The following is a 7768-nucleotide window of genomic DNA, read 5'->3' as shown; positions in this document are numbered from 1 at the left end:
GGTAAAGTCACACCGACTTGACCCTGATATTTACCACCACGATCTTTATAAGACGTTTCGCACACTTCATCACTTTCAAAAAATAGCATTTGTGCCACGCCTTCCCCTGCATAAATACGCGCTGGTAGATTGGTGGTATTAGAAAATTCCAATGTCACATGACCTTCCCACTCTGGTTCTAGCGGAGTGACATTGACGATAATACCGCAACGAGCATAGGTCGATTTTCCTAAACAAATCGTCAGGACATTACGTGGAATACGAAAATATTCAACAGTACGCGCTAGCGCAAAAGAATTAGGTGGAATGATGCACACATCAGATTCAATATCGATAAAGCTTTTTTCATCGAAGTTTTTAGGGTCAACAATTGCAGAATGAACATTGGTAAACACTTTAAACTCTGGAGCACAGCGCACGTCATAACCATAGCTGGATACGCCATACGAAATCAGTTTTTCGCCTTGCGGATTAAAGCGAACCTGATTTTCTGCATACGGTTCAATCATGCCGTATTTTTCGCTCATCTCGCGAATCCAGCGATCAGACTTAATTGCCATTGTGATATCCCAATACTCAAGATTTTACTGTCCGCTACTTTAACGTAATTCATCCCCAATGAAAATCATTCAATGAAATGAAGGCATTTTTTGATGCACAATTTAGAACTTTAAAATTGCAGAATAACTTAACGGAATAGAAAAACTCACCAAAACCAAAGATGCGGTCCGTTGTAAATTACAGGCATTGAGCCAATGAATTTTATTTGAAGCCAAGACAGAACCAAGAAAAATCCAAAAAACAGCAATTGGAAGGATCAAACACAAAAAACTCAAAATATGCACAACATAAGTTTGCACATTCACCCATGCACTTTCAGGGAAAATAGCAGAAGCAAATAACAATGCCTTCGGATTTAACAAAGTCGCGCAGAATAATTCACGTGGGCGAATAGTGGGTTGATTTAAATTAATTTCAAGATCAGCGGTTCGCCATAATTTGACTGCCAAATACAAAATATAAAATGCACTGAGAAGCTTTAATATGGTGGGCAAAAGCGCAAATGTTTTGGAAACATGATCAATCATCATGCCCCATGTACTAATCGCAATCACATAGCCAATCGCTTCGGCTGGAATCAATTTAAGCGAACGACGAACCCCCATCTGGATACCAGATGAAGCCAATAGCGTATTGGTAGGGCCGGGAGTCAGAAGTAATGCAGTCACAAGACCAACAAAAAGCAATGAAATCATAAAATGACCTCACTAAGTAATCTTGCAAGACTAATCCAAACCATTTAAAGAAGCAAAACAAACTTTACAAAGCCTTTTAAAAAACAATAAGAGATTTGTAAAAAGATTGTAAAATCACATAATTAATTGGTTAGACTACATAGTCAGCATTTTTATTGCTCATTCCATATGCTTTTTTAGTAACACAACAATAATATAAGCAAATGATAAATATTCATTTATTTTATTGATTTAAAAGCAATATAAACACCTATAAGATATATGGAATTGACTTCAATCAACGAAAGGCGTAATTTATAAAGATCAACCTATAGTGTTTTCTTTTTAACCCAAGTTTAAATCCATTTTAAGCTTTCGCTAAGTTTTCACTTTCACTATGTCTGAGTACAGGCGTTTTATGATCGATCTAGTTCTTTGATTTATAAGACATACTCAGACAATACTCTCCGAACAGCAGTCTATGGCAAAGCAATTTTTTCAATCCTGGCTTCCTTCTCCACAGAAAGTCTCCAGTCTGAAATTTATGCGGATTTTTGGGCAAAGAACCTTAAATCCAGTGCTTTGGTATGTCAATCGAAAATCTATCGCAAAGGCTGTATTCATCGGTACTTTCTTCGGTTTACTGCCTATTCCATTTCATAGCATTTTCATTGTCGCAGCGATTCTATTTTTTGAAGTCAATTTACCTGTAGGCCTTGCTTTAGCATGGTTGAGTAATCCATTCACTCTCGTTCCTATTTTGTATATTGGCTTCTGGATTGGCACTCAAATTTTTCATGTGCACATGATTAATAAAGAAATGATGCTGGGTGTATTGCATCAAATTTGTAATTGGGTCAAACACTTGGGTCATGGTCATATTGATTTGAGTCTTGCCAAAATTTTAATGTCTGGCTTAATCATTGAAGCTTTCGTGGTTGCCTTAGTTTTATATCTGATTACCGAAATTTTCTGGCGTTTCAGCATTTACCGTCATTGGAAAAAACGTAAGGCAAATCAGTTAAATGCCACCCTACCCAACGTGCATAGAAAAACCACGCCTTAATCTTTTAATTGTTCACTCATATACTGTTCAGCAACTTCAAGTACAAAATCCTGACAAGCTTCACCCGTTCCTGCATCGTACTTACCGCCATTGGTAATGTTATTGGAGACCACTCGAATCCCAATAAAGGGAACACTAAACTGGCTAGCAATTTGTGCTACAGAGGCAGCTTCCATTTCTTCGACTGATGTCCCATAGTTTTGGTAAAAGAAATGAATGCGATCAAGCTCATTATTCCAGACATCTGCTGAACCGATTGTTCCCTCAACGACTTTGCCTTTTTGATAAAGATGTTGTGTACGGTGCGCCGCTGCCAGCAATTTTGAATCTGCTTCAAATTTACGAATCGCAATCGGTTCTGGATCGGTTTCATCTTCAGGCAATACATCAAAGGCTTCAACCCACTCAAGTGAGTTTGATCCCGCACCCACTGCTTTGGAAGGTGTTTTAAACGCGCCAATATTGGTTGCATACTTACCTAATATAATGTCATACACATTGAGGTTAGGATCATGTCCCCCTGAGGTTCCCTGATTAATGATCGCGATAGGTTTAAAGCGTTCAATCGCAATCGCAGTGGCAGCCGCAGAATTACTCATCCCCATGCGCGTTTTGGAAATAATCATTGGATAACCATGATAAGTCCCTTTCCAGAATTTCCATCCCCCAATCGTTTCAATTGAAACTTGATCCAGTCTAGAGGCCATGCGTTCAGATTCGACAGGTAACGCACCTTGAATGACGATAGGTTGTAATTTTAATTTTTGATCTTGATTATTTTGAGTCACTGCCGATGAATCCTCATTATTGCATGCACTAAGCATAATGCAGACTGAAAATGTTGCGATGGCCAATACTGATTTAAATTGCATATTTCACTCAAATATTCTTATTAAATAACAATTGAATTATTAGCAATTGACATGCCAGCTTTAATTTTAATGTTTATATTATTTGTATATAACAAAAGAAAAAGCCCGATTTTTGATCATTTCGGGCTTTAAAATTATTTAGAAAATTCGCTTGTCATCGCGCTGACGCTGCGGTTGTTTTTGTAGTTGCTGCCGGACGACATCTGCAATTTGAAGATAACTCTCTGCTGCATCATCCATTGCGATCACACTCGGTTTGCCACTATCGGCATTTTCACGAATTTGTACATTTAAAGGTAAGCGACCTAACAATGGAATGTGATATTGCTCTGAAAGTTTATCACCACCACCTACCCCAAAAATCTGTTCTTCATAGCCACAATTTGAACAAATATGAGTCGACATATTTTCAATCACGCCCAACACTGGAATATTGACCCGATTAAATAGTTCAATACCTTTGGTCGCATCCATCAGCGCAACATTTTGTGGCGTGGTTACAATTACTGCACCAGTCACAGGAATACGCTGTGCAAGTGTTAATTGAATATCACCCGTTCCTGGCGGCATATCAATGACCAAGATATCCAGATCAGGCCATAAGGTTTGGTTGAACAGTTGCATCAGGGCACCCGTGGCTTTTGGCCCACGCCATGCCACTGGCGTATTATGATCCCCTGTTAAATGCCCAATTGAAAGTACCGCCAAACCATACGCATCTAAGGGTACAAAATGTTCATTTTCGATCATAGGGGTCTTGCCCGCATTACCTAGCATAGTTGGAATGCTTGGCCCATAAATATCGGCATCCAACACCCCAACTTTTAATCCCTTTTGTTGTAAAGCAAGTGCCAAATTGACCGTTGTGGTTGATTTACCCACACCGCCTTTGCCAGAAGACACCAAAATCACGTTTTTAATACGTGGATGTGCAGCCACATCTCGTTGTTTAGGCGCTGCTTTCTGAATAGGCGGATTATTAGGATCTTCTGAAACTGGTGCAGATGCATCCACCACTGGCGGTAAGTTTGAGCTTTGAGCTGCGTGTTTTTCGCTATGAGATTGATTTTGCCCTAACTTGGCTGATTTCTGCTGAATGACATGTAAATTGAGTTCTTCGATTCCGCATTGCAGCAAAGCAGCCGCCAAATCATCATGAATTTGTTGTAAATGATCGGCCTCGTGTGGGTAAGTATTGATGGTCAGTTGTAAAACATGACCTTCTACATTGACCTGTGTAATACGATCTTTGATTAAGTGTTCAGATTGAGGCAGTTGATATTGTTGTAAGATACGCTGGATTTCTTCTTCTTTCACCTCTTGAGCAGGTGAAAAAACCGATTTTAATGAAGAAAGCCACGACATATATTGCACTCCAACTATGGAATTTTAAACTGAACGATGTGCTAGTTTAACAGTATTAGTTTATAGGCGCGTACTTGATTTTGCTGATATGCTTTGAACATATATTTTATAAACAAACTGCCCATATCATTATGAGCAGTTATTCAAAACATCAGCGTATTTTTAAGTCAATTGAAGACTAGGTCTTATCATTGCCTTTAAATTTATTTAGTACATCAGTTGCACTTTTTTTAAGCTCGTCAATTTTTTGACTGGCTTGAACTTTTAATTCATCAAACTTTTCAGAAGCTTCATGTTTCAGTTCATTGGCTTTGAGTTTAGCTTCATCCAGTTTTTGACTTGCTTCTGTTTTTAACTGTTCATATTTGTCTTGAGCATCTTGTTTCGACTCATCCCATTTATTTTTGGCTTCATCGATTTTTTCATCTGCTATTGCCTTATTTTCAGCGTACTGTTCAGAGGCATCTTTTTTCAAATCATCGAATGCCTTTTCACCTTTAAGTTTTGCTTCTTGAGCTTGATGTTTAGCGTCATCTAAGGCTTTTTCACCCTCAATCTTTGCTTGTTCAGCTTTATATTTGGCTTCATCACCTAATTCACTGGCTTTTGCTTTCAAATCATCAAGTTTATTTTCAGTTGTCATTATTACGCCCTCATTGTTCATTTTAAAAATGTTAGGACACGCTGGTTAAGCGCGGATCAATGTACTTGAATCTGACTTTATTTATACCTTGCTTTAAATTTTTTTTAAGTAAAAACTGCAATTTGAAACAAAGTAGATACAGGATGTAGCGAAACTTTTGTTATTCATTTTAAAGGAATAATTATCAAATCCTCTGCTGAGAATATTTGCATCGGTTGCGGTAAATCAGAATCATTGTAACTCCGCCATTGACTCATATATTTGCTGAATTTGTGCTTTCATATAAATAAGATCTGTTGAAATTTGATGCATGTATTGTGTTATCAGCTAAAATTATAATAAACAAGGCATGCAACGAAAGAAATCGTTACTCACTTACTCAGTTTCATTACGACATTTATGGCTATTTTTGGCGATAGCCTTCGGGACAACGCTTTAAACCTATGCTTTAAGTTTATTTTCCTCTGCTGTTCAAGTAAAATCATTGATCTTCTGATGAATACGAATGAGAGAATGAAATCCGTGCGTAAAATTTTAGTCACCAATGCTCTTCCTTATGCCAATGGTCCGATCCATATGGGTCATTTACTCGGTTATATCCAAGCGGATATCTGGGTTCGTGCCATGCGTGCAATGGGACATGATGTGACTTATGTCTGCGCGGATGACGCTCACGGCACAGCGATCATGCTTCGTGCTGAAGCCAATGGTATTAGTCCAGAGCAGCAAATTGCCAATGTTCAAAAAGAACATGAACGTGATTTTTCTGGTTTTGGAATTAGTTTTGATCATTATGATTCAACCCATAGCGAAACTAACAAATCACGCTCACAGGAAATTTATTTAAAAAATCGTGATGCCAATAATATTGCTATTCGCCCTGTGACACAGCTTTTTGATCCTGAAAAACAGATGTTTTTATCAGATCGATTTATTAAAGGCACATGCCCGAAATGTAAATCGCCAGATCAGTACGGCGATAGCTGTGAAGTCTGTGGTACAACCTACAATGCCACTGAACTGATCGATCCACGTTCGACTTTAAGCGGTGCAACGCCTGTCGAAAAATCGTCAGATCATTATTTCTTTAAACTGCCAAATTTTTCTGAATATTTGCAAAAATGGACACGTGACGAAGGTCGCTTACCAGTTTCAATTGCCAACAAGTTAGATGAATGGTTTGAAGCAGGTTTGGCAGACTGGGATATTTCCCGTGATGCGCCTTATTTTGGTTTTGAAATTCCAGATGCACCGAATAAATATTTTTATGTCTGGGTCGATGCGCCGATTGGCTATATGTCAAGTTTTGAAAACTATATAAAAACCAAACGTCCAGACTTAAACTTTGATGATTACTGGAAAAAAGACAGTAAAAATGAAGTCTATCACTTCATTGGTAAAGATATTGTCTATTTCCATGCATTGTTTTGGCCTGCAATGCTTGAAGGTGCAAATTACCGCACGCCAACAGGTTTATTCGTAAATGGCTTTTTGACGGTCAATGGTCAAAAGATGTCGAAATCTCGCGGAACATTTATCAAGGCCGAAACCTATTTAGAGCATTTGAATCCTGAATATTTACGTTATTACTTTGCCTCAAAACTTTCGGATAAGGTCGAAGATTCGGATTTGAATCTGGATGATTTTATTCAAAAAGTAAACTCAGACTTGGTCGGCAAAGTCGTGAATATTGCCAGTCGTTGTGCCAAATTTATCAATAAAGATTTTGGCAATACGTTATCGGCTAACTGCGCTGAGTCCGAGCTTGTACAAAGTTTTATTGACGCAGGCGATTCGATTGCCAAAGCTTACGAAGAACGTGAGTTTAGTGCCGCCATTCGTGAAATCATGGCACTTGCAGATCGTGCCAATCAATATATTGATGAGAAAAAACCGTGGGCTTTGGCGAAACAAGAAGGTCAGGAACAGCAAGTTCACGAGGTGTGTTCTGTCGGTATTAACCTATTCCGTCAATTGGCGATTTATCTTGCGCCAGTTTTGCCAACACTTGCCACTCAAGTGCAGGCATTCTTACAACTCGAAAGTTTTGATTTTGCATCGCGCAAGCAGATTTTAGCTAGCCATGAAATTGCTCAGTTTGAACCATTAATGCAACGTGTTGATCCTAAAGCGGTCACTGCCATGGTCGATGCATCTAAAGATTCTTTAGCTGCTACGACTGAAACACCTAAAGCCGAAAAGAAAAAAGACAAAATGGCTGAGAAAAAAGTTGAAGCGCCTGCTACAACGGATAGTTCTGAGATCATTAAAATTGATGATTTCTTAAAAGTGGATTTGCGTGTGGCGCAAGTGCTTGAAGCAGCAATCGTGGATGGTTCTGATAAATTGCTGCAACTCACCTTAGATGTCGGCGAAGCTGAACCGCGCAATGTGTTTAGTGGTATCCGTGAGTTTTATCAGCCAGAAGACTTAAAAGGCAAATTAGTCGTAATGGTGGCGAATCTTGCACCTCGTAAAATGCGTTTTGGTATTTCTAACGGGATGGTACTTGCTGCGGGTAATGGCGAAGGTGTTTGGGTGATTTCACCTGAATCTGGCGCTAAAGCGGGTGATAAAGTTTCTTAAT

Annotated in this window: 7 protein-coding genes; 2 read left to right on the top strand and 5 right to left on the bottom strand. The window is 38.8% G+C overall.

What is annotated here, in order from left to right; all coding sequences use genetic code 11:
• Both dcd and JR005_RS08990 read right to left on the bottom strand, forming a co-directional pair.
• Nucleotides 1-560: dCTP deaminase (gene dcd, locus JR005_RS08995; protein WP_218665818.1), on the bottom strand; the 560-nt coding region annotated here is incomplete at its 3' end.
• A 102-nt stretch (nt 561-662) separates the two neighbouring features.
• Entirely contained in the window at nt 663-1256 is a 594-nt protein-coding gene (locus JR005_RS08990; RefSeq protein ID WP_218664924.1) for a LysE family translocator, read from the bottom strand.
• A gap of 460 nt (nt 1257-1716) precedes the next feature.
• Here JR005_RS08990 and JR005_RS08985 point away from each other — a divergent pair, with 460 nt between their 5' ends.
• Nucleotides 1717-2301 carry a DUF2062 domain-containing protein gene (locus JR005_RS08985; protein WP_218664923.1) on the top strand — a complete coding sequence of 195 codons (585 nt, stop codon included), beginning with the start codon at nt 1717-1719 and terminating at the stop codon, nt 2299-2301.
• Here JR005_RS08985 and JR005_RS08980 read toward each other — a convergent pair.
• The 3 genes from JR005_RS08980 to JR005_RS08970 all read right to left on the bottom strand — a co-directional run bounded on the left by JR005_RS08980 (nt 2298) and on the right by JR005_RS08970 (nt 5181).
• Nucleotides 2298-3173, bottom strand: coding sequence for a 5'-methylthioadenosine/S-adenosylhomocysteine nucleosidase (locus tag JR005_RS08980; protein ID WP_218664922.1), 876 nt, complete (start codon nt 3171-3173; stop codon nt 2298-2300). The genes JR005_RS08985 and JR005_RS08980 overlap by 4 nt on opposite strands.
• Before the next feature lie 138 nt (nt 3174-3311).
• Nucleotides 3312-4538: an iron-sulfur cluster carrier protein ApbC gene (gene apbC, locus JR005_RS08975; RefSeq protein WP_218664921.1), complete on the bottom strand. Its 1227-nt coding sequence runs from the start codon at nt 4536-4538 to the stop codon at nt 3312-3314.
• A 178-nt stretch (nt 4539-4716) separates the two neighbouring features.
• A complete protein-coding gene (locus JR005_RS08970; protein ID WP_004987312.1) occupies nt 4717-5181 on the bottom strand; it encodes a hypothetical protein in 465 nt (154 codons plus the stop codon).
• Between the two features lie 513 nt (nt 5182-5694).
• Here JR005_RS08970 and metG point away from each other — a divergent pair.
• Nucleotides 5695-7767 carry a methionine--tRNA ligase gene (gene metG, locus JR005_RS08965; protein WP_004998984.1) on the top strand — a complete coding sequence of 691 codons (2073 nt, stop codon included), beginning with the start codon at nt 5695-5697 and terminating at the stop codon, nt 7765-7767.
• The last annotated feature ends 1 nt before the right edge of the window (nt 7768 follow it).

Source organism: Acinetobacter sp. Colony158 (assembly GCF_019264745.1).
GTDB classification, from domain to species: Bacteria; Pseudomonadota; Gammaproteobacteria; order Pseudomonadales; family Moraxellaceae; genus Acinetobacter; species Acinetobacter ursingii.
This window is presented reverse-complemented; position numbering and strand designations above follow the sequence as displayed.